Annotated in this window: 23 protein-coding genes; 15 read left to right on the top strand and 8 right to left on the bottom strand. The window is 49.2% G+C overall.

Translation table 11 applies throughout. The annotated features are described in order from the left end of the window. Positions 1 to 40: 40 nt before the first annotated feature. Both HRU78_05170 and HRU78_05165 read right to left on the bottom strand, forming a co-directional pair. The gene (locus tag HRU78_05170; GenBank protein QOJ23111.1) at positions 41 to 1,819 is read right to left on the bottom strand and encodes an Ig-like domain-containing protein; all 1,779 of its coding nucleotides are present in this window, start codon (positions 1,817 to 1,819) and stop codon (positions 41 to 43) included. Positions 1,820 to 1,927: 108 nt separating this feature from the next. Beyond that, positions 1,928 to 4,030 (bottom strand): FG-GAP repeat protein, encoded by a 2,103-nt coding sequence (locus HRU78_05165; protein QOJ24926.1) that lies wholly within the window; start codon positions 4,028 to 4,030, stop codon positions 1,928 to 1,930. A 1,093-nt stretch (positions 4,031 to 5,123) separates the two neighbouring features. Between HRU78_05165 and HRU78_05160 the strand changes: the two genes are divergently transcribed. From HRU78_05160 to HRU78_05145, 4 genes are all read left to right on the top strand, one after another. Next, positions 5,124 to 6,044, top strand: a complete 921-nt coding sequence (locus tag HRU78_05160; GenBank protein ID QOJ23110.1) for a branched-chain amino acid transaminase — start codon at positions 5,124 to 5,126, stop codon at positions 6,042 to 6,044. Between the two features lie 24 nt (positions 6,045 to 6,068). Next, on the top strand, positions 6,069 to 6,272 hold the full coding sequence (locus tag HRU78_05155) for a zinc-finger domain-containing protein (protein ID QOJ23109.1): 204 nt from the start codon (positions 6,069 to 6,071) through the stop codon (positions 6,270 to 6,272). Positions 6,273 to 6,373: 101 nt separating this feature from the next. Continuing rightward, positions 6,374 to 7,750 carry a phosphomannomutase/phosphoglucomutase gene (locus HRU78_05150; protein ID QOJ23108.1) on the top strand — a complete coding sequence of 459 codons (1,377 nt, stop codon included), beginning with the start codon at positions 6,374 to 6,376 and terminating at the stop codon, positions 7,748 to 7,750. Between the two features lie 25 nt (positions 7,751 to 7,775). Then, a complete protein-coding gene (locus tag HRU78_05145) occupies positions 7,776 to 9,395 on the top strand; it encodes an NAD+ synthase (protein QOJ23107.1) in 1,620 nt (539 codons plus the stop codon). On the opposite strand, the gene prmB is transcribed toward HRU78_05145, so the two are convergent. Beyond that, entirely contained in the window at positions 9,381 to 10,280 is a 900-nt protein-coding gene (gene prmB, locus HRU78_05140) for a 50S ribosomal protein L3 N(5)-glutamine methyltransferase (protein QOJ23106.1), read from the bottom strand. The genes HRU78_05145 and prmB overlap by 15 nt on opposite strands. A 143-nt stretch (positions 10,281 to 10,423) precedes the next feature. Here prmB and tadA point away from each other — a divergent pair, with 143 nt between their 5' ends. Beyond that, positions 10,424 to 10,915, top strand: a complete 492-nt coding sequence (gene tadA, locus HRU78_05135) for a tRNA adenosine(34) deaminase TadA (GenBank protein ID QOJ24925.1) — start codon at positions 10,424 to 10,426, stop codon at positions 10,913 to 10,915. After that, positions 10,905 to 11,384 carry a L,D-transpeptidase gene (locus HRU78_05130; protein QOJ23105.1) on the top strand — a complete coding sequence of 160 codons (480 nt, stop codon included), beginning with the start codon at positions 10,905 to 10,907 and terminating at the stop codon, positions 11,382 to 11,384. Before tadA ends, HRU78_05130 begins: the two co-directional genes overlap by 11 nt. Positions 11,385 to 11,486: 102 nt before the next feature. Here the strand turns inward: HRU78_05130 and HRU78_05125 are convergent, their stop codons facing one another. Beyond that, complete coding sequence (locus HRU78_05125; GenBank protein QOJ23104.1) at positions 11,487 to 11,795, bottom strand: hypothetical protein; 309 nt, start codon at positions 11,793 to 11,795, stop codon at positions 11,487 to 11,489. A gap of 280 nt (positions 11,796 to 12,075) precedes the next feature. On the opposite strand from HRU78_05125, the gene HRU78_05120 reads away from it, so the two are divergent. From HRU78_05120 to HRU78_05080, 9 genes are all read left to right on the top strand, one after another. Continuing rightward, entirely contained in the window at positions 12,076 to 12,576 is a 501-nt protein-coding gene (locus HRU78_05120) for a low molecular weight phosphotyrosine protein phosphatase (protein QOJ23103.1), read from the top strand. Between the two features lie 5 nt (positions 12,577 to 12,581). Further along, positions 12,582 to 13,688, top strand: coding sequence for an S-(hydroxymethyl)glutathione dehydrogenase/class III alcohol dehydrogenase (locus HRU78_05115; protein ID QOJ23102.1), 1,107 nt, complete (start codon positions 12,582 to 12,584; stop codon positions 13,686 to 13,688). A gap of 2 nt (positions 13,689 to 13,690) precedes the next feature. Next, complete coding sequence (gene fghA / locus HRU78_05110) at positions 13,691 to 14,533, top strand: S-formylglutathione hydrolase (protein QOJ23101.1); 843 nt, start codon at positions 13,691 to 13,693, stop codon at positions 14,531 to 14,533. Positions 14,534 to 14,675: 142 nt separating this feature from the next. Beyond that, complete coding sequence (locus HRU78_05105; protein ID QOJ23100.1) at positions 14,676 to 15,302, top strand: hypothetical protein; 627 nt, start codon at positions 14,676 to 14,678, stop codon at positions 15,300 to 15,302. Positions 15,303 to 15,444: 142 nt separating this feature from the next. Next, positions 15,445 to 16,269: a hypothetical protein gene (locus HRU78_05100; protein QOJ23099.1), complete on the top strand. Its 825-nt coding sequence runs from the start codon at positions 15,445 to 15,447 to the stop codon at positions 16,267 to 16,269. Positions 16,270 to 16,477: 208 nt separating this feature from the next. Continuing rightward, complete coding sequence (locus HRU78_05095) at positions 16,478 to 16,675, top strand: type II toxin-antitoxin system HicA family toxin (GenBank protein QOJ23098.1); 198 nt, start codon at positions 16,478 to 16,480, stop codon at positions 16,673 to 16,675. Further along, entirely contained in the window at positions 16,672 to 16,911 is a 240-nt protein-coding gene (locus tag HRU78_05090) for a hypothetical protein (GenBank protein ID QOJ23097.1), read from the top strand. The genes HRU78_05095 and HRU78_05090 overlap by 4 nt, the downstream gene beginning before the upstream one ends. Positions 16,912 to 17,102: 191 nt before the next feature. Continuing rightward, the gene (locus HRU78_05085) at positions 17,103 to 17,336 is read left to right on the top strand and encodes an AbrB/MazE/SpoVT family DNA-binding domain-containing protein (protein QOJ23096.1); all 234 of its coding nucleotides are present in this window, start codon (positions 17,103 to 17,105) and stop codon (positions 17,334 to 17,336) included. Between the two features lie 99 nt (positions 17,337 to 17,435). Beyond that, entirely contained in the window at positions 17,436 to 19,061 is a 1,626-nt protein-coding gene (locus HRU78_05080; GenBank protein QOJ23095.1) for a formate--tetrahydrofolate ligase, read from the top strand. Positions 19,062 to 19,169: 108 nt separating this feature from the next. Here the strand turns inward: HRU78_05080 and rdgB are convergent, their stop codons facing one another. From rdgB to HRU78_05060, 4 genes are all read right to left on the bottom strand, one after another. Continuing rightward, the gene (rdgB, locus tag HRU78_05075) at positions 19,170 to 19,763 is read right to left on the bottom strand and encodes an RdgB/HAM1 family non-canonical purine NTP pyrophosphatase (GenBank protein ID QOJ24924.1); all 594 of its coding nucleotides are present in this window, start codon (positions 19,761 to 19,763) and stop codon (positions 19,170 to 19,172) included. Positions 19,764 to 19,768: 5 nt separating this feature from the next. Beyond that, positions 19,769 to 20,491 (bottom strand): ribonuclease PH, encoded by a 723-nt coding sequence (gene rph / locus HRU78_05070; GenBank protein ID QOJ23094.1) that lies wholly within the window; start codon positions 20,489 to 20,491, stop codon positions 19,769 to 19,771. Between the two features lie 37 nt (positions 20,492 to 20,528). Further along, positions 20,529 to 21,335, bottom strand: coding sequence for a type I methionyl aminopeptidase (map, locus tag HRU78_05065; GenBank protein QOJ23093.1), 807 nt, complete (start codon positions 21,333 to 21,335; stop codon positions 20,529 to 20,531). A gap of 72 nt (positions 21,336 to 21,407) precedes the next feature. Continuing rightward, complete coding sequence (locus tag HRU78_05060) at positions 21,408 to 22,001, bottom strand: SPOR domain-containing protein (protein ID QOJ23092.1); 594 nt, start codon at positions 21,999 to 22,001, stop codon at positions 21,408 to 21,410. Positions 22,002 to 22,079 lie beyond the last annotated feature (78 nt).

Raw genomic sequence — 22,079 nt, 5'->3', positions numbered from 1 at the left:
ATGAGTCGACACACATTCGGTAATTTAATCGCATCAGTTTTTAAGATATCGCACCGACAGTAAAAGATGCATCCGAAAAACCAACATACGCATTACCTTCCGAATCCGTAATAGCTCCACTTGTCAGGTACGCTGTATAGATTGCACCAGGCATTAAATCATCAGTTGGATCGATAATGACACTTCTGCCATTAAAAGTAACTTGACTGCTATCAGTCATGGCAATGCTCCGGGTATCCGCTCCATTTCTGAGAACAAGACCACCGCTTCCCGCAACAATTTTTTCGTCAAATCTCAAGACAATCGGTTGATCTGACTTAATATTCCCTTCATTATTGGGATAACTGCCAACAAGCAATGGCGCGGAATCAATTGTTCCCAAAATGATCTGATAGTCGCCTCCCGACAAAGGATTTCCTGCCGTATCAGTAATTGCATGAGCGGGAATTTGCACGGTATAAATTGAGTCTGGATTCAAGTCTGCTATCGGATTGAGAGTTATGATACCTTTTCCAAAAGTTACTTGATCAGCATCTCTGACGTTAATGGTTCGTATATCAGAACCATTGCTGATAACGATATTCCCATTTCCAGCAACCACCTCTTCATCTAAAAAGAATCTGATATCCTGATCCGTTTTAACATTATCAATTTTTAGCCCCGATTTAATTGAAAAAAGAGGACCGGGGTCAATCGTTGAAAAAGTAGCATCAGTAAAGCCATCGTATGGAATACCTGCTTTATCGGTAATCACACCACTTGCCATTCGTGCTGTATAAGTTGTTCCAGGAATCAGATCTTCTGACGGATCGATGATGACTTTGTCACCATCAAAGGCCACTTGATTTTTATCGTCGATAGCGATAAATCGTGTATCGCTCCCATTGCTGAGCACAAGATAGCCAGTACCGGCTTTAACTGCCTCATTGAAACGCAGCGTGATGTCATTATCAACTTTAAAATCCGGCGAATTATTTTTAGGATTACTATCAACAAGCAATGGTTGAGGAATAGCAGGAGCTGTTTTATAGAATGAGCTCAATAAACCCGTGTTTGGATGACCTGCGATATCAGTAATTACTCCGCTTTCAATTTGAAGCACATAATCCGAATCAGGTAACAAATCATCCACAGGATTGATAGTGACAGTATCTCCCGCAAAGGCAACCTGGCTAGTATCGTTAATTGCAATGGTTCTGACATCGGTGCCATTGCTAATTACAATGTTCCCTGCCGCGGCTTTAACTGCTTCATCAAAGTGAAGTTCGATATTCTCGTCAACCGGGAAAAATACTCGATTTAAAGAGTATAAATTGGGAGATGAATCCGTTGTCTCAAAGGATGCATTGTTAAAGCCTGCCTGCGATTTTCCTTCGCTATCCAGGAAAACCCCATCTGCAACTTGGATTGTATAAGCAGTATCCAGCAGTAAATCGGCTGATGGACTGATGGTCACTACACCAAATTCTCTTGATTGCAAAAAAGGACTTCTAGAATGGTAATCCTGTGGACCAAATTTAACTTGACTGCTGTCATTAACATCAATGTATCGCGTATCGGTACTGCTGCTGATAACAATATTCCCTTTTCCAGCACTTACAGGTTCATCAAAATAAAAAAATACAATCTCATCATCGATTTTGAAAGTAGGTTTTACTGAATTGAATACAACGGGATAAGTCTCATGAGGAAAAAGATCGGCAGCAAAGTTACCATACCGGTCATAAGGCTCCGCCCTTGAAATGGTATCCGAAATGCCGGGAGTCAACAGGTTATTAACAGTTAATTTTGAATCAATGGAATCATCATCAGTGAACATCGCGCTTATCCTCTAGCAACAGGCCATGTGTATTGGTGAGAAAAAACTGCGCTTTCCAGCTTAATTTGTTACGCACCGGTCAACTCGAAAACAATTTCTAACAAACTACTAAGCGAAATGTATCGTTACATCAGTTCCGATCAGCAATGTCGCGGCATCAAATGTGTAAGTGTGATAAGCACCGCTAATCCCACCGTCAACCCAACCGCTGCCAAGGCCGGTTAATATATCTCCTGTATTGCCATCTACTGTCAAAGTATTGCTGGTATCCGACAAATTCAGTAAATCCAACCGGCTGACTGTGAGTGTATTGTTACCGCTGCCGGTCAAATCGATGGTTTCGATACCATCGATCTTGCCGCGCACATCGGCCAGATTGAGGTTCAAGCCGCTGCCCGTTAGTGCCAGCGTATCGCTGCCCGCGCCACCGTCCACAAGCCGGAAATCGAGACCGGATACTTTGATGATGTCGTCGCCTGCGCCACCATGAAACACATCCGCACCGCCACCACCGGTCATCAAGTCGTTGCCATCACCGGCGGCAAAACTTTCTGCCGCTGCAGTACCACCAGTCAAGTGATCGTCTCCGGATGTTCCCAGGAATGCCACGGCATTATTAAAATTCGCACCGAACACGACATAACTAGATCTGGAGCCAAAGAAAGCGATATCGCTCTCTGAAACACTCATGATCACATCATCCAATCCATCACCGTTGACATCCCCTGCATCGCTGATGAAATCACCCAACCTGCCATTTAGTTGAGGTCCTTTTAGGATTAGACCGTTGCTTCCATCCAAGCTGGATAGATTCAAAGAAGCACTAAAACCAGATTCTTTACCAAATACGATATAACTTGCACCCACTCTAAAACCGTCCGGATCAGCATTGGGCGCGCCAATCATCAGATCATCGAAACCATCGCCATTAAAATCTCCAATACCGCTCACTGAAGACCCAGCGCCGCTAAATTCTCTTTCTCCATCCAAACGAAAGCCGTTATCGCCATCCAGGCTGGATAAACCCAGTACCGCACTAAATCCCGATGCTTTGCCGAATACCACATAACTGGAATCGTTCGGATCAACACCTGGTGCGCCAACAATCAAATCATCAAATCCGTCTCCGTTCACATCGCCCGCGGTGCTGATTGAATATCCCGCATGATCGCCCGCTGCTTCGCCATCCAAACGAAAACCATTGCTCCCGTCTAAACTCGATAAATCTAGCGATTCATTCATGCCTTCGGCTTTGCCAAACACCACATAGCTGGAACCAGAACTCTCACCGTTCAGGTCAGCATAAGGAGCACTAATGATCAAGTCATCGAAGCCATCCCCATTTACATCTCCGGCTGTATTTACTGTATCTCCGGTAGCGATTCCATCCAGGCGAAAACCTTTGTCAGCATTTAAATGAGTCAAATTAAGCACAGCATCGAACCCGGAAGCCTTACCAAAGATCAAGTAGCTGGAATGAGCTACAGGCGAACCAAGGATCATGTCATCAAAGCCATCACCGTTGAAATCCCCTGCACTGCTGACAAAATTACCGGGATCTTCAGCTACAGCCAATCCATTCACGCGAAAGCCATTGCTTCCGTCTAAACGGGATAAATCCAGTGATGCATTGAAACCGGCAGCTTTGCCAAATAGCACGTAGGCGTTGCCGGAATATCCGCTATCAGGGCCATACAATGTAGTGCCAATGACCAAATCATCAAAGCCATCGGCATTGATATCACCGGCATTACTGATCGAGAAATCATTAGAAACATTTGCATTTATTCCATCAATACGGAAGCCATTACTACCATTCAGATTAGATAAATCCAATGTGGCACCAAACCCTGAGTTTTTGCCGAATACGATGTAAGCGGCGTCGGATACGAGATTGCTTGAACCCAAAGAATCAATATCAGAATCAGAATTTTCCACGCCAATCATCACATCATCGAATCCATCGCCGTTAAAATCTCCGGCACTACTAACTTTATAGTTCGGATAATCACTGACAATACTTTCAGTCAAGCGAAAACCATTGCTGCCATCGAGGCTGTACAGATTAATGTTACCTTTAAGAAAATCGTCGATCGCAGCTTTGGCGGTATCCACCGTAGCTGCATCGGCTGTCACCCTTGCGAGAATTTTAGCCAATGCAATGGAGCTTTGAGCTGAATCCGGTATTGTGTACGGAGTATTGCTTAACATGGTGATAGTAGTCTTTATCAGCATATCTAGAGTTACTCCCGCTGGCACTTGCGAAAGAATATATTGCAGCATCAATGGGCTGGTCGCAGCACCAATTTTGTCAATCGAGTAATAGCTCGACACCTCGATGCGATTATCAAATAGCGCTGCCGCCTTCCCCCAAACGGGATCGGAGTGATCGATACTATCCAATGCCGTTATAGCCCACTCGACCATTGCACCAAAGGTTTGTCCGGCAGCCATTTGAGCGAGGATGTAATCAACCGCAAATGCTTTATCCGCTGCTGTAATTGTATTTCCCGTTAGTCTCAATACTAATTTCTCAGCAATACGCGTGTTATAGCTCGTTGCAGCTTCACCCCAATCCGGGTCTGAAGTTGGAATGGAAGAGAGCGTTTGCGTCAGCTCCGAAACCACTTCGGCTTGCGTGGCACCAGCAGTCATTCTGCCGATGATGTAATTTTCCGCCCAGGTTTTATTACTGGCGGAAGCATGATCACCCACCAGGTTATCAATAAAGCTCTTGGCAAACTGGCTGGGAAATACGTCGTTATAAATGGGCCCAAAGAATTGATTCGTTCCGGATAACGATTGCGCCAGGTCAGCGAATGACTTTCCATTACGCAATTGATCACCCAGCATATCCAGAAAAACCGCACCGGGAGTCGAATTAAAGATTACTTGGGTGAGCTGCAGAATTTTGGTTTGCTGCTGTGCTGTCAGTGCCATGCGATGAATCTCCTCGATGAATACGATCCTTAAAGACCCAGTTTAAAAAGCAATCGATTTCATGCAGATAAATGCGTAAACGGCTCACAGTACAACATTTCTTTTCGATTGACTGTGCGTTTTCGCACTGCGCACTGTGAATTTTTCCAGCCACACGCGTTATTCATGCCCGGAAAAGTGCGATATAGGGCAAGCGCCGGGATTCCAGCATAGAATCGACCTATGCTGGATATTTAATAAAAATCCCACAAAAACAATTAATCAATCTTTTATGGGATGCCCCTATATGTTGCTGTATTTCATCGCTGGGGTAAAAATACGTTAGAATATGCGCCTTTTAGAAATTTTTATCGGGAGTTCCTGAATGTCAATGGCTGACCGTGACGGTGTAATCTGGTATGACGGGAAAATGGTTCCCTGGCGGGATGCCAATACGCATGTACTAACACACACGTTGCACTATGGTTTGGGTGTTTTTGAAGGATTGCGCGCGTATGAAACCGCGCAGGGTGCGGCAATTTTCCGCTTGCAGGAGCATACCGACCGCTTATTCAATTCAGCACATATCTTCATGATGAAAATGCCGTACGACAAGGCCACCATCATGCAGGCGCAATGCGATGTAGTAAAACAAAATAAACTCTCGTCCGCGTATATCCGCCCGATCGCTTTTTATGGCGCCGAAGCGATGGGACTTTCCGCCAGAACCCTGTCGGTGCACGTCGCCATTGCCGCCTGGTCATGGGGAACGTATTTAGGGCCGGAAGCGCTGGAAAACGGCATTCGCGTCAAAACATCGTCGTTTACCCGTCACCATGTCAACATCAACATGTGCCGCGCCAAATCGGTCACCACCTACGCCAATTCGATTCTGGCCAACCAGGAAGTGGCGTTGAACGGTTACGACGAAGCCTTGCTGCTGGATGTCGAAGGCTATGTGGCCGAAGGCTCCGGGGAAAATATTTTCATCGTCAAGCAAGGCAAACTGTACACACCGGATTTAACGTCCTGCCTGGAAGGCATTACGCGCGCTTCGATTATCGAAATTGCCGGGGAGCTCGGCATTCCGGTAATCGAAAAACGCATCACACGCGACGAAATTTATTGCGCCGACGAAGCGTTTTTCACCGGCACCGCCGCCGAAGTAACGCCGATCCGCGAATTGGATAACCGCATTATCGGACCAGGCAAACGCGGCCCCATTACCACGCAAATACAAACCCGTTTCTTTGATTGCGTCAAAGGTCGAGCCCAAAATCACGCTGATTGGCTTACCTTAGTTTAATACCGTCACATTGGAGTTATCGTTATGAATCAGCAAAGCAATAATAAAGCACGAGAAATCGAAATTACCGCCGACGATTTGCCGTTGCACTGCCCGACACCGGCGATGATGCTATGGAATACCCATCCGCGGGTTTTTCTGCCCATCGAAGCCACCGGCGAGGCGCTCTGTCCCTACTGCGGCACACATTACACGCTGAAAGGCGGTGCTGTCGCGGGACATCATTAAAACCGGTTGATTTCCGCGCAAACTTGCATTCCGGCGATCGCGATGAATCAATGATGGTGGATCGCGTTTTATCAACACTCTTTCTTTCGGACGATTAACCTATGCCAGCCATTCCTCATGAAATTTTCAAAGCGTATGACATCCGCGGCGTTGTCGGCAAAACGATCACCGCGGAAAATGTCGAAAAAATCGGTCACGCCATCGGTTCCGAAGCGCGTGCAAGGAATCTGACCGCCATCGCCATCGGCCGCGACGGCCGGTTATCCGGTACTGAGTTATCGCAAGCACTGGCGCGCGGCATCCGCAAAAGCGGGATCGACGTCGTCGATATCGGCATGGTGGCGACACCCATGTTGTACTTCGCTGCGCACGAATTGTGTCAGTACTCCGGCGTCATGGTGACCGGCAGTCACAATCCACCGGAATACAACGGTTTCAAGATCGTACTGGGCGGCCAGACGCTGGCGGCGGAAACCATTCAGGCGCTGCGCCTGCGTATCGAAAACAACGATCTGACACAGGGCGCAGGCCATTACTCCGAACACAACATCGCCGCAACCTATTTGCAGCGCATTACCGGCGATATCAAACTGGCCCGTCCGATCAAAATTGTGGTCGATTGCGGCAACGGCGTGGCGGGCGCCTATGCACCGGCGCTTTATCGCGGCTTGGGTTGCCAGGTAAGCGAATTGTTCTGCGACGTGGACGGTTCTTTTCCCAACCACCACCCCGATCCTTCCGTGCCTGATAACCTGAACGATGTCATTCAAGCGCTGCAAACGACCGATGCGGAAATCGGCCTGGCATTCGACGGCGACGGTGACCGGCTCGGCATCGTCACCAAGGATGGCCATATCGTCAATGCCGACCGCCAGCTGATGCTATTTGCCGCCGATGTGCTGTCGCGCAATCCCGGCGGAAAAATCATTTTCGACGTCAAATGCACGCGCAATCTGGCGCCATGGATCCGTCAGCACGGCGGTACGCCGGTAATGTGGAAAACCGGTCACTCGTTCATCAAATCCAAGCTCATCGAAGAAAAAGCATTATTGGCTGGGGAAATGAGCGGGCACTTATTCTTTAAAGAACGCTGGTACGGCTTTGATGACGGTTTATACGCCGGCGCGCGTTTGCTGGAATTGCTGAGTCGCGAACAGGACATCACCGCCACGCTGAAAAACCTCCCCGACAGCCTCAATACACCGGAATTGCAGGTGCGTACGGCGGAAGGCGAAAATCACACATTGATCGCACAATTGCAGAAAAACGCCGTGTTCGATAATCCGCAGCAAGTCATCACCACCGACGGTTTGCGGGTCGAATACTCCGATGGTTTCGGCCTGGCGCGCGCTTCCAACACCACGCCGGTCGTGGTGCTGCGCTTCGAAGCCGACAATCAAGCCGCGCTACAACGCATTCAGGAAGATTTCCGCCGCAATATCCTGCAAGCCAAAGCGGACGCGCAATTGCCTTTCTAGGCCGCGATCGCGGCTTTGCCACACGATGCGCATCGCAATCGCCCAAATCAATTGCACGGTTGGTGATATCAGCGGCAATGCCGGAAAAATACGGCAAGCAGTAGAACAAGCCAAACAATCGGGTGCGGAATTAGTCGTCACACCGGAACTGGCGCTTTGCGGCTATCCACCTGCCGATTTATTACTGCGCGAAACGTTTTGCCGCGCGTGCCAGCAAGCGTTGGCGGAACTGGTTGAAGCGATTCGCGGTGTCACGTTGATCGTCGGTCACCCGCACTTTCAGGATGGCAAGCTCTACAACGCCGCTTCCGTGATTCGCGACGGCGAAATTCTGCACAGCTATCGTAAAAGAATTCTCAACGCCTCCCCGTTTTTTAACGAGCATTACTACTTCGATAGCGGCACTGCACCCTGCATTTTCGAGCTTGGTGGTGTGACATTCGGCATCGCGATTTGCGCCGATTTTTGGCTGGAAAGATTATCCGATGCAGCCGTTTACGGCAATCCCGATATTTTGCTGGTGCTCAGCGCATCGGCTTTCCATATCGACAAGCAAGTTTCCCGCTATCAAATCTCGCACCGTTTCGTCACGCGTACCGGCATCCCGGTCATTCACACCCATCTGGTTGGTGGGCAAGATGAGCTGGTTTTTGACGGCGCATCCTTCGCCATGAACGGACAAGGCGAACTCACGCAGCAAGCGGCGGAATTTGCCGAAGCCGTCGAGTTGATCGAGATTCACGCTAAACAGCCGGTAAAAACCAATCTACCGGCTGCACAACCTGCGATTGCCAGCATTTATCAAGCATTGTGTCTGGGGGTGAAAGATTACGTGCGGAAAAATGGTTTTCCCGGCGTCATTCTGGGGCTTTCCGGCGGCATCGATTCCGCCTTGACGCTGGCGATCGCGGTCGATGCGCTGGGTGCGGACAGCGTGACCACCGTCATGATGCCATCGCAGTACACGGCGAACATCAGCCGTGAAGATGCCGATGAAATGGTCGAATTACTAGACGTTAAACACTACGAATGCAGTATTCAGTCACTGTTCGAGCATTATCTGTCGGCAATCGAAAGCGCTTTCGGCATTTCCCATGATGCCGCAGAAACAACCATGCCAGAAAATCTGCAAGCGCGCATCCGCGGTACTTTGTTGATGGCGCTATCCAACCAAACCGGCGCGCTGCTGCTGACGACCGGCAATAAATCCGAATTGGCGGTAGGTTATTGCACGCTCTACGGCGACATGGCCGGTGGCTTGGCGGTATTGAAAGACGTCAGCAAAACACTGGTGTATCAGTTATACGAATACCGCAACCGCATTCAGCGCGTCATTCCGGAGCGCATCATCCAGCGCGCACCATCAGCAGAACTGCGCGCCGACCAAACCGATCAGGATAGCTTGCCGCCGTACGATATTCTGGATGCAATCATCGAAGCATATGTTGAAAAGAACTGTTCAGCAGATGAAATCATCGCGCAAAATTTTGAAGCAGCAACCGTAACGAACGTGATACGGCTCATTCATCGCAATGAATACAAGCGCCACCAATCCGCACCGGGAATCCGTATCACACGCTGCGATTTTGGCACGGCATGGCGTTATCCCATCACATCCACTTATCGAGATTCAGAGCTTCCCTAATTGCTCTCGCTGCAACATAAATACAAATTCATCCCCACCACTGGTTTCCAGCCAAGTGAATGGTAATTGCGGAAATGCTTGTTCCAGCGCATCGCGATTGTGGCCGATTTCGACAATCAGGATACCGCCATCGGCCAAGTGCCGTGCGGCTTGTTGCAGAATTTGCCGGGTTGCGTCCAAACCATCTTCACCGCTGGCCAGCGCATTCTCCGGTTCATGGCGGTATTCTTGCGGTAGTTGCGTCATCGATTCGGCATTGACGTACGGCGGGTTACTGATAATCAGGTCGTAGCGTTTTCCCCGCAAACTCGAGAATAAGTCGGATTCGATCAGGTTAATCCGTTCTTGCAGTCCGTAATCCTGCACGTTTTTGTGTGCGACAGCGAGTGCCTGCGTGGAGATATCGGCGGCATCGATGGTGGCGTTTGGGAAGCTGTGCGCAAGCAAAATGGCGAGGCAACCGGAGCCGGTGCAAAGGTCGAGCGCGGCAGTGATGCGATCGGGATCGATGACCCAAGGGGATAGTTGCGTTTGCAGCAATTCCGCGATGAACGAGCGCGGGATGATCACGCGCTCGTCGACATAAAAACTGAAATCGCCGAGCCAGGCTTCGTGCGTCAGATAAGCCGCGGGAATCCGGTCTTTGACGCGGCGCTCGATGATTTCCAGCACCAGCTTGCATTCGGTTCCGGTTATGCGCGCATCCAAAAAAGGATCGAGCTGATCCAGTGGCAAATAAAGCGTTTTCAGAATAAGATACGCCGCTTCATCGTAAGCAGTGGCGGAACCGTGACCGAAATGCAAACCGGCTTTGTTAAACTGGCTGACGGCAAAACGCAGCAGGTCACGGATGGTATGGAGTTGCGATTGCGCTTGAGCGATCATAGGTGCAAGAAAAATGAAAAAGTATTTGTGTTCATGGGAAGCAACCGGAAAAAGCTTATCCGGTCAAAACGGACTCGCAATGTAGCATAAAAACCGCAATGGAAATGAATCACAAAATACCGAGTATGCCATACGACCCCACGATGCCAACGGAAACAACGCGCGATCATTATTTCATGCAAGCCGCTTTGGAGTTGGCGCAGCAAGCGCAAGACCACGGTGAAGTACCGGTCGGCGCGGTTGTGGTACACAACGACATCATCGTCGGGCGCGGCTTTAACCGGCCGATTTCCGCAACCGATCCCAGTGCGCATGCCGAAATAATGGCATTGCGCGCCGCCGGTAACCATCTGGACAATTACCGTTTACTGGATTGTACGTTGTATGTCACGTTGGAACCGTGCGCGATGTGCATCGGCGCGATTTTTCACGCGCGCATCCAGCGCCTGGTGTACGCCGCAACTGACCCGAAAACCGGTGCCTGCGGCAGCGTTATCGACCTTCCGGCGGAAGTCCGGTTAAATCATCATTTGCAAGTGCAAGCCGGCATTATGGCAACAGAAGCCAGTACATTATTGAAACAGTTTTTTGCGCAAAAACGCAAAGCAGCCGAGCGAGGCAGCGATGAAAATTGATATTACGATAGCAACCCAGCAACTGGATTTATTGGATGAACACGGAAAAATCGTGCGGCAATACCGGATTTCATCGGCTAAAAACGGCACCGGCCAGGAAAATGGCAGCTTTTGCACACCGCTGGGGAAACATGTCATTCGCGCCAAAATCGGCACCGGCGAGCCGGTCAACACCGTTTTTATCAAACGCCGCCCTACCGGTGAAATTTATTCGCCGCAACTGGCACAACAATTTCCCAAACGGGATTGGATTTTGACGCGCATCTTGTGGTTATGCGGCTGTGAACCGGGTTTCAACCGTTTCGGTTCGGTCGATACCATGCGCCGCTATATTTACATTCATGGCACGCCGGATAGCGTGGAGATGGGTAAGCCCGGATCAATCGGATGTATCCGTATGCGTAACAGCGATTTACTGGAATTATTCGATTTGATCAGTGCGGGAACTCAGGTGAATATTCACAACTAAACGTTGGGTTTTAACTGGTGTTACACCTGCTGATGCGCCTATCAACGAAAATTAAGTATTCCTACTAATCCTTCTTTGCTTTACTTCGATCTTCAGAAATCTCTAAATCATCATGGTGCTGTTGTTTCTGGCGCGTGTACCGGGCATCAAACCATCGTCCGACTTCAACCCAGGAAATGCTTTCTGATGTATTTCCTGTAATGCATAGATCTCCGTTAACACTTCCAGCGGAAATCCTTGCCTACCCCGGTCTCTCTCAACGACAAGTAATTTTTGAACATACTGATAAAACTCCTTGTACCCCCAATGCAACTGAATCATCTCCGCAACTCGTTTGTAGTTTGTATCCAACAACGATTCCTTGTCACCCAAAAAAGTTGCAAATTCTTTAATCGATTTTTTTAATGACATCTCAACACTCCTCATCTATTCGTTCATCAATAGCTGAAAATTCAATTCATTACAGCTCACTATCTTTTAGCTTATGGGGTTTCATATTAGAAGCCCAACAAACCTTACATTTTAGTTTTTTGTTTAACGGCAGATTGTAGGAATTATCTGAGATATTTTTAATGCGACTCAAAAGGGAAGCATGTTTCATGAGAATCACTGTTTACGGCGCGCGCGAATTTCGTTTTCACCGATGTCGTGTTAATCTCTGCGCTGCATTTGCATTCTGATTTGATTAGTTATGAACAACGATAAAAAAATAAAAGTTTTGTTTGTCTGTATGGGCAATATTTGCCGCTCGCCGACCGCCGATGCGGTTTTCCGGCACCATGTCAAAACCGCCGGAGCCGATCATCTGATCGAAGTTGATTCCGCCGGAACCCATGCCTACCATATCGGCAACCCGCCGGATGAACGCTCACAACGCACGGCGTTGCAGCGCGGCTACCGAATGCACGAACTGCGCGCTCGTGCGGTACAATCCAGCGATTTCGAGGAATTCGATTACATTCTGGCGATGGACAAGGAAAATCTGACACTGCTGCTGCAGCGCAGCCCGCGGCAGCATGTCAACAAGATTCAGCTTTTCATGCAATACGCGCCAAGCGCTGAGGCGGATGCCGAGGTTCCCGATCCCTATTTCGGCGGACAGCATGGATTCGAGCTGGTGCTGGATATGGTCGAGGAAGCCAGCCAAGGTCTGCTGGCGCATCTGCGCACTATCAATACACAACAAGGATAACTCCCATGAAAACAAAAGCCGCTGTCGCCTGGAAAGCCGGTCAACCGCTGACGATTGAAGAAATCGACCTGACCGGCCCCAAATCCGGCGAAGTGCTGGTCGAAATCAAAGCCACCGGCATTTGCCACACCGATTACTACACCTTGTCCGGTGCCGATCCGGAAGGCTTGTTCCCCGCTATTCTCGGGCATGAAGGCGCAGGCGTGGTGGTCGATGTCGGCCCGAACGTAAAATCATTGCGCAAGGGCGACCATGTGATTCCGCTGTACACACCGGAATGCCGCGAATGTAAATTCTGCCTGTCGAAAAAAACCAATTTATGCCAGGCCATCCGCAGCACCCAAGGCAAAGGCCTGATGCCGGACAGCACGTCGCGTTTTTCCATCGGCGGCAAACCACTGTTTCACTACATGGGTACGTCGACTTTCTCCAATTACACCGTCGTACCCGAGATCGCGCTGGCGAAAATCCGCGAAGACGCGCCGTTCGATAAAGTGTGTTATATCGGCTGTGGCGTCACCACCGGCATCGGCGCAGTGATCTACACCGCCAAAGTCGAGGCTGGCGCGAATGTCGCAGTGTTCGGTCTGGGCGGCATCGGCTTGAACGTGATCCAAGGCGCGCGCATGGTCGGCGCGGACAAAATCATCGGTATCGATATCAACCCCGAACGCGAAGCGATGGCGCGCAAATTCGGCATGACGCATTTCATCAACCCGAACGATGTGCCCAACATCGTCGACGCCGTGGTGCAACTGACCGGCGGCGGCGCGGATTACAGCTTTGAATGCATCGGCAGCACCAAAGTCATGCGTCAGGCATTGGAGTGCACGCACAAAGGCTGGGGACGCAGCATCATCATTGGCGTGGCCGAGGCCGGCGCCGAAATCAGCACACGCCCTTTCCAGCTCGTCACCGGACGCAAATGGGAAGGCTCCGCGTTCGGCGGCGCGCGCGGCCGCACCGACGTGCCGAAAATCGTCGACTGGTACATGGAAGGCAAAATCGACATCGACTCGCTGATCACGCACACGCTGACGCTGGACAACATCAACGAAGGTTTCCGCCTGATGAAAGCCGGTGAATCGATCCGCTCCGTGGTGATTTACTGATCGTGACCACACTCGAAACCCGCAGCCTGCATCACTGCTTTGGCGGCATCCAGGGCTATTATCAACATCCGTCCACGGTTATTGGTCTGCCGATGCGCTTCTCGGTGTATCAACCGCCGCAAGCGGAGCAGCAATGCGTTCCGGTACTGTTTTTTCTCGCCGGACTGACCTGCACCGAAGAAACGTTCATGATCAAGGCCGGGGCACAACGTTACGCCGCCGAGCTCGGCTTGATGCTGGTCACCATGGACACCAGCCCGCGCCAAACCGACATTCCCGGCGAAACCGATGCTTGGGATTTTGGCGTCGGCGCCGGGTTTTATCTCGACGCAACCCAAGCGCCCTGGTCGCAACACTACCGCATGGAAAGCTACGTGACGCAGGAATTGCGCAACATCATCATCGAACAATTTCCCGCAGACCCAGATCGCATCGGCATTTCCGGTCATTCGATGGGCGGCCACGGTGCATTGACGCTGGCCTTGCGCTATCCCGAACTATTCCGCTCGGTCTCCGCATTCGCACCGATCTGCGCCCCGATGCGCTGCCCGTGGGGACAAAAAGCGTTCAGCAACTACCTCGGTGAGAATCAGCAAGACTGGCAACAATACGACACCACCGCATTGCTCCAAGCCGGACACCGCGTCCCCGATCTGCTCGTCGATCAGGGATTCAACGACCAATTCCTAACCACACAACTCTTCCCCGAAGCACTCGAACAAGCCTGCGGCGATGCCGGTCAACCGCTGACATTGCGTTTCCACCAAGGTTACGATCATAGTTATTACTTTATCAGTACGTTTGTTGGGGAGCATTTGAAATATCATCGGAAGCAGCTTGGGTAGCGTGTGTATTACATTTCAAAAATGAATTGGGAGTGATAATTTGTTGCCGGGTATTTGCTTGTGCGATTTATCGACAATATTCTTTATACGTGACCTGATCCTTGCTGTGTTTTAGTCAAGCAAAAAGAAAAAGGAAATCAATTTGAGTAGTAACGTTATTTTTGCAAGACAGTATGCCAAACTAAATTTTGGAGAATGCGTTTCAGATTTAGAACATTGCAAAGAATTAGCTAACGCTGGTTACTATACCGAAGCTTTTCTTGCAATGTGGATATTGGTTGAAACAATTTCTAAAAAGATACAAATCACATATCGATGTTCGATGGATGCTAAAAAAATTTCTGATAGCCTATTGGCAGGGCCACATATGCATAAGATTGTCATAGAAAAAAATAATCTTATCATTGAAATAAATGATACTTTGTTTAATAAAGTAAAAGAAATATATGGCAACAAACGTGAAAGTATATTTGAAAATATTGTAATTTCTGGCCTGATGCTTATTGAACCAACTGCTGATAAGTCTCAACTCAAATATTTACTTGCATCAAAGATTGGCGAACCGCCAAAAGGGCTTACATCAAAAACAACAATTCGTGAGCGTCGTAATCAGGTTATCCATAATAATTCAAAAATTACACAAGATTCTTTTAATAGTACCATTAATTATTTTGACTATTTCTTTTCGCTTACTATTAAGGCAGCGTCTGTTACTAATGGAACTGATGATATGGCGATCACCGCCAACATTGATCCCATAGATACGTAGTACGAGCATATATTAGAGTGCAGGGTGGAGAATAACTTATCTCAGTGTTTCGAATTAATATGATAGCTTTTGCGCACAATATGCGTAGAAAGCATTAAGGGCTGCGGAACATCCCGAAAATCTATAATAAGCGAAAATATCCATGATCTATGTTAAGCAACAGCTCTTTGCCGTCCTTATCTTGGCGATGAGTACGATACCATCAGTATCGTTTAGCCAAGAAAAAAATAAATCTGAATCAAATTTGACGGATACTGATATAGAAATATTTGGTTTTCAGCTTGGTAAAACATCCATTGATGACTTGAAAAAAATCACTGAAGTCGATGATAAATGCAAAGTATCTAGAATATTATGTTCATTACAAGAAGAACATAACCAAGAATTAGAATTGGACTCAGGGTCCATAAGCACTATATGGCACGGCCCCAAAGAGATAGATAACTTAAAAACATTCATCCTTAAACAAGAAGATAAAACATTAATACTGACGTTCTATGAAAATGTGCTAGCAGGAATTGTTGTGGCTCCAGATCATTATCAATATACTTTTCATAAAGAAATAGACAACAAATTAGCTAAAGAGTTAAGGCCTTCATTTGACAAAAAATATAACAAAATAAGGTCGGCTCAGTACTCCAAGAAGGCATTACCTAAAGATGCTATTAAAACAAGTTATTTATATCATCGTTGGGAACATAAAAGTGGATCATTCTTAATTCAATTGAAAGAAATAAGAGAGACCGTTAATAACGCAGGGGCATGCTACAGATCGCTTTCAGGGTTAACGGGATTGACCCGTGCTAAGATGAAAAATCTTTGTGAGAATAAAAATGAAGTGTCATATGCGCTTTCATATCGACACCCTGAGCTTTATCGAGAAGCTTACAATTACTTATTCCAGAAAATAAAAGAAGAGAAGAGGAATTCTGAATCGAAAAGAAAAGAAAAAGTTTCGTCATATTAGTCACCCATGCATGTGAGGGGTCATGTCTTGGCACAACACTTTTTTTGTGACGAAACCAAATCCATCGCCGTAAATTAATAGATTCAAAAACAGCAAGGAAACAGATCGCGAATACAGAATTGAGGTTCAGACCTGACAATGAGAAATCTTCGATATTACGCTGCATATTTTTCATGGCATTCAATATAAATCGAAAGTTGTACGTTTTATGCCCAAAAAAATCAAAGAACTTATCGGTGAACTGGAAAAAGCCGGTTTTGTTAATCGAGGCGGCAAAGGCAGTCATCGAAATTTTATCCACCCGCTGGTAATGAAACCGGTTGTACTCTCCGGAAACACGGGCGATGATGCCAAGAAATATCAGGAAAAAGCGGTTGCAACGGCTATAGAGGAATCCAAAAAATGAATGCAAAACACCATTATGTGAAAATTGTCGAGTGGTCTGATGAAGATCAGTGCTTTGTCGGAAGTTGTCCTGGGCTTTTTTATGGCGGTTGTCATGGCGGTGACGAAAGACAGGTTTTTGCCGAACTCTGTGAAATCGTTGATGAAACGATTGCCCTGTACGAAAGGGATGGCAAATTGTTACCGCCACCGACATCGGGCAAAGATTATGCAAATAAAATGCTTAGCGTGGTTTAGCCGACATTTTCTCCACGACAAATTTATCTTAGTGCAATGACTGTGTTACTGTTTCATCGTTAAATGAATGCACGATCTACCGTACAGAAATCAGAATCTTACTTCCTTCTACACAATCTGTTTTTGTCACGATTGACATGGCGATAACCAGGCCTATGTTTTGTCATACACCAAGATTTGGAGATCATCATATGCACAATGAACGACATGTCAGTCTGTTCAGAAACGGGCGCAACCAAGCGATACGAATCCCTCGCGATTTTGAATTGGAGGGAACCGAAGCGATCATCCGCAAAGAAGGAAATAAACTGATTATCGAACCGATCAAGAAAAAGAGCCTGAAGGAACTACTTCCGGTTTTACCGGCGTTGGATGACGATTTCCCAGAAATAGTCGATCCGGTTGTCGAACCTGACAATATTTGATGGCTCTCGTTACTTACTGGATAAGAATCCATATCCGATCAGAAACTGACGCTGTACTATCACCAGGACAGTTTATTTCCTTAATCCGAGATTCCTAAAATGAGACTCATAGTGGATATCGCCGCAAAGCTTGGTCTACATCCGGATAAGCTCATGCTGTTCGGTGAGCACATGGGCAAGCTACGGCTAAATACTTTGTCTCAAAAAGATGCGCAAACGAAAGGCAAAATCATATTGGTTTCGGCGATCAATCCGACGCGCACCGGCGAGGGAAAAACGACGGTTTCAATCGGTTTGGCGCAAGGTCTTGCGCGTATCGGGCAGCACGTTGCATTAGCGTTGCGCGAGCCGTCTTTGGGGCCTGTTTTCGGTATTAAAGGTGGCGGTACCGGTGGTGGACGTTGCCAACTTGAACCTTCGACGCGCATCAATATGCATTTCACCGGCGACATGCACGCCGTCGGCGCAGCGCACAACCTGCTGGCTGCGTTGCTCGATAACGCCGTGCATTTCCGCAGCGGATTGGATCTGGAGCACCGTCAAATTTTCTGGCGTCGTGTGCTGGATATGAACGACCGTTCGCTGCGTCAAGCGGTGATCGGATTGGGCGGGCGGCTCAATGGCGTGCCGCGGGAAACCGGTTTCGACATTACCGCGGCTTCCGAAGTGATGGCTATTCTGTGTCTGGCCGAAGATCTCGCCGACCTCAAGGCGCGATTGGGGCGTATCTTGGTGGGATTCGATCGTTCCGGCAATCCAGTAACGGCGCAGAGTCTGCAAGCAACGGGCGCGATGTCGGCTTTGCTGCACGATGCGATATTGCCGAATCTGGTGCAAACTAACGAGGGCGTGCCGGCTTTTGTACACGGCGGACCATTTGGCAACATCGCGCATGGCTGCAATAGCGTGATTGCCACCAAGGCCGCCGCAGCCTGTGCTGATTGGGTGGTGACGGAAGCGGGTTTCGGCTTCGATCTGGGTGCGGAGAAATTTTTCGATCTGAAATGCCGCAGTTCCGGTTTATGGCCGAGCGCCGTGGTGCTGGTTGTCACCGCACGCGCACTGCGGGTGCATGGCGGCGGCGATTCTTCCCGTCCCGGCACCATCGCAGAAATCGAACGCGGCCTGCCACATTTGGAACATCACGTGCACAGTGTGCGGGCTTTCGGTTTTGAACCGATCATCGCCATCAATCGCTTCGCAGGCGATACTCAAAACGATCTAAGCATCATCGAACAGTACTGCGCCAAGCTTGGATTGAGTACCGCTCTTTTCACCGGTTTTACCGATGGAGGTGCTGGAGCTGAAGCGCTGGCACATGCGGTTATCGCCGCAGCCAACCGGCCGCAACCACCTATCCGTTATTTATATGACTTAAACGCTTCGCCCGAAGACAAGATCGCCGCTGTTGCCCGCACCATTTATGGCGCCAGCGAAGTCGAGTTCAGCCGGACAGCCCAGAAAGATCTGGAGCAGATTCGCGCGTTGGGTTACGACCGGCTCCCGGTATGCATCGCCAAAACCCATTTATCGCTGAGCAGCGACCCCGCCAAAGTCGGCCACCCCGAAGCATTCCCGCTACCTGTGGAATCGGTGCGCATCGCCGCCGGTGCGGGCTATTTGCTAGTCATGACCGGCGACATCGTCACGATGCCGGGACTACCACACGATCCGGCCGCCCATCGCATCGATTTAAGCGACGATGGTGACATTATGGGTGTTTGAGTGTTGAATAAAACAACCCCGTGGCAAGACCACAGAGAATCGCAAATTTAATACCAACTACCATTACCCGCTGAATACCGGTACAACTCAGCATTCAGTTTTATCGATTCAAAACTTCCCGCTCTGTAAAATTTCCACCAATTTAGCCAATGCCTGCCCCCGATGGCTGATTTGATTTTTCTGCTCGGCAGTTAGCTCAGCGGATGTTTTATCGAATTCCGGCAGGTAAAAATACGGATCGTAGCCGAAGCCGCCGCTGCCGCGCGGCTGATCGACGATTTCACCATACCACGAACCATCAACGATGACCGGTTGCGGGTCGTCGGCGTGGCGTACCAACACGATTACGCAGTAATAATAAGCGCGGCGGTCGGTTTGGTTTTTAAGCGCTTCGATCAGTTTTTGATTGTTGCGTTCGTCGGATTTGGGTTCTCCTGCGTAGCGCGCGGAATTCACGCCGGGAGCACCGCCCAGTGCGCTGACGCAGATACCGGAATCGTCCGCAAGCGCGGGCAGGCCTGAACAACGGCTAGCGTGGCGGGCTTTGGCGAGAGCATTCTCCACGAATGTGATGTGCGGTTCGTCGGCTTCGCTCACGGCATATTCGGATTGCGGTACGACTTCAATGGCCAGCGGCGCGAGCAATTCGCCGATTTCGCGCAATTTGCCTTTATTGCTGCTGGCAATGACCAGTTTTTTCAGCATGCTCATGGTTGCGTCAGCACATTGCGCTGAATGGCGATCAGTTCTTCGATGCCCTGCTGCGCCATGTCGAGCATGGTGCTCAATTCGGCGCGGCTAAAGGCATTGCCTTCGGCGGTTCCCTGCACTTCGATGAGATGCAATCTGCCGGTCATGACGACGTTCATGTCGGTGTCGCATGCGGAATCTTCCGCATAATCCAGATCCAGCACCGGTGTGCCTTCGAAAATACCCACCGAAATCGCCGCGACATGATCGAGGATCGGCGTGGCTTCGATGAGTTTCTGATCGAGTAATTTCTGGATCGCGTCGTGAAGCGCGACAAAAGCGCCGGTGATGCTGGCAGTGCGGGTACCGCCATCGGCCTGGATAACGTCGCAATCGATTTGGATGGTGCGCTCGCCCAGTTTTTTCAGATCTACCGCGGCGCGCAAAGCGCGTCCGATGAGGCGCTGGATTTCCATGGTGCGCCCGGTTTGTTTGCCTTTGGCCGCCTCGCGCTGCATCCGGCTATGCGTCGAACCCGGCAGCATGCCGTATTCCGCGGTCAGCCAGCCCTGCCCTTGACCTTTCAGGAACGGCGGAATCTGTTCGCTGATGCTGGCCGTGCAGATGACTTTGGTATCGCCGCATTCGATCAACACGGAACCGTCGGCATGTTTGATGTAACGGCGGGTGATTTTAACCGGGCGGATTTGCGCAGCGGTACGATGATGACTTCGTGTCATAGTAAACAATTCCAGGATAAAGAGAGAATTTAATGGCCTAGCTACCGAAGCGGTAAACTGGCTTGGGAGGAGAACCTGCCGATACGGTCAACACTTCGTAACCGTCGTCGGTCACCAGAATGGTATGTTCCCATTGCGCCGACAGACTGCCGTCCTTGGTGGTGATGGTCCAGCCGTCCGGCAAATGGCGAATCGCCGCTTTTCCGGCGTTGATCATCGGTTCGATGGTAAAAATCATGCCGGGTTTGAGCTCCATGCCCGTGCCACGCCGGCCGTAATGCAGCACTTGCGGATTTTCGTGAAATTTGGCACCGATACCGTGTCCGCAAAATTCCCGCACCACGCTATAGCCAACACCTTCCGCCAGCTTCTGAATGGCAAAGCCGATATCGCCCAGATGGTTGCCCGGCTTCACTTCGTCGATACCGCGCCACATGGCTTCGTAGGTCACTTCACACAACCGTTTGGCCTGAATCGACGGTTCGCCGACATAAAACATCCGGCTGGTGTCGCCATGATAGCCTTCGTAAATCACGGTGATATCGATATTGACGATATCGCCATTCTTCAGCTTTTTCTGCCCGGGAACGCCGTGGCAAATCTGATTATTGACCGAGGTGCAAATCGACTTGGGATAAGGCGTATGCCCTGCGGGCGCGTAATTCAACGGCGCGGGTATCGTTTTTTGCACGTCCACTATGTAACGGTGGCACAAGTTATCCAATTCTTCCGTGGTAACGCCCGTCACGACAAACGGCGTGATGTAATCCAGAACTTCCGCCGCCAGCCGTCCGGCAATGCGCATTGTTTCAATTTCTTGCGGTGTCTTTATGGGTACCGTCATGGTATTTTTTGTTTAATTATTGAGTGATCGACAGCGATAGTGTTGATTATTTCACTTGCGCAACACCGTCTATTATAAACGTTCGCATTTGTCTTGAACCAGCTTGGTATCGTCAAATTGTTCGACTAATTTTTGCATTTGTTCCTTGACCATATGCGCCGGGTTATGAATGACGATTTTCTTCAGCATCACGCTGCGTTCTTCTATCTTAGCATTGGTAATGCCTTTTTTTTCGATCTCACGCAGCTGTTTCAGCGCATCCTTCTGATCGTAAAACATCCCGAGCGAGACTGCATTCTGCCATTGCGTATCGTCTTTGACACGGAAGCTGACAATACCGAGATTCCTCAATTTGTTGATTTCGCGATTCGCCGCTTCCTTACTGGAATAGCGTGGAATGTACAACCAGTACATCGTGGTCTGGCCGGATTCTTCCTCGTTGTATATCAGATCCGGAAATAATTCCGATAGCACGGTTCCGGCGTAACGTATTTGTTCTTCGTAAAAATCGCCCCACATCAGACAATTTTCGCGCCCCGGGACTAATACGATTTTTTCCGGATTTACCAAGGCCGGCGCAACCGTGTTTTGCTGGTCAAAATTCAGCCGAGTACCAACCAGATAGGCGATATTGGCAATCAATAACAGCATAAAGATTATTTTCATTGAAAAATAAAATATTAAATAATGAAGACCCTATGAATTTTGTTGTTAATGCTCTGGCGCCTTGTTAAAATACGCCGT

It is taken from the genome of Gammaproteobacteria bacterium (genome assembly GCA_015709635.1).
Taxonomy (GTDB): domain Bacteria; phylum Pseudomonadota; class Gammaproteobacteria; order Burkholderiales; family Nitrosomonadaceae; genus Nitrosomonas.
Note: the sequence above shows the minus strand (reverse complement) of the source record. Positions and strands in the feature narration are given on the sequence as shown.